Here is a 1,085-nt window from a genome sequence, read left to right as displayed (position 1 = left end):
GCAATGCCGTTGGGGTCGATGATCATGATGACCGCGCCATCGCCCAGGATGGTGTTGCCCGAGAACATGTCGATGTGACGCAGCTTCGTCGACATCGGCTTGACCACGATCTCTTCGGTGTGGAACACGCCGTCGACGACGATGCCGAAGGTCTGGCTGCCGACCTGCGTGACCACGATGAAGCCGTTCTCGGGATCGGAGGCCGCGCCGTCGTCGATCTTCAAGAGCTTCTTCAGGTGGATCAGCGGCAGCAGCTTGTTGCGCAGGCGCAGCACCGCGGTGTCCTTGATGCGCTCGATGCGGTGCTCCGAGTTGGCGCGGGCGCGGACCAGCTCGACCACCGCGAGCTGCGGGATCGCAAAGCGGTCGCCGGCGGCCTCCACGATCAGGGCGGAGACGATCGCAAGCGTCAGCGGGATCTTGATGGTGACGGAGGAGCCTTCGCCTGCGACCGACTTGATGTCGATGGTGCCGCCGATCTGGTCGATATTGGTGCGGACCACGTCCATGCCGACGCCGCGCCCCGACACCGAGGTGATGGCGGCCGCGGTCGAGAAGCCCGGGGCGAAGATGAACTTGTGGATCTGGGCTTCCGACATCTTCTCCAGCTCGGCCTCGGTGGCGAGACCGGAGGAGACGGCCTTGGCCTTGATCCTCTCGGTGTTGAGGCCGCGGCCGTTGTCGGCGATGCAGATGATGATGTGGCCGCCTTCATGGTAGGCGGAGAGCCGGATGGTGCCCTGCTCACCCTTGCCGTTGGCGGTGCGCTCGGCGGGGGTCTCGAGGCCATGGTCGGCGGAGTTGCGCACCATGTGGGTGAGCGGGTCCTTGATCAGGTCGAGCACCTGGCGGTCGAGCTCGGTGTCGGCGCCGTGCATCTCCAGCTCGATCTGCTTGCCGAGCTCGCTCGAGAGATCGCGGACGATGCGGGGCAGCTTCTGCCAGGCATTGCCGATCGGCTGCATGCGCGTCTTCATGACGCCTTCCTGCAGCTCGGCGGTGACGTTGGACAGGCGCTGCAACGGCACCTTGAACTCGGTGTCCTCGTTGCGCCTTGAGATCTCCAGCAGCTGGTTGCGGGTCAG

General features: G+C 65.3%; 1 protein-coding gene. It reads right to left on the bottom strand.

All coding sequences use genetic code 11. The features are described 5' to 3' along the window. Positions 1-1,085: chemotaxis protein CheA (locus tag ABID58_RS37345; RefSeq protein ID WP_354037809.1), on the bottom strand; the 1,085-nt coding region annotated here is incomplete at both ends.

It is taken from the genome of Bradyrhizobium sp. S3.2.6 (genome assembly GCF_040546885.1).
Taxonomy (GTDB): domain Bacteria; phylum Pseudomonadota; class Alphaproteobacteria; order Rhizobiales; family Xanthobacteraceae; genus Bradyrhizobium; species Bradyrhizobium cytisi.
The sequence above is the reverse complement of the archived record's forward strand: the minus strand, read 5'-3'. Positions and strand labels throughout refer to the sequence as shown.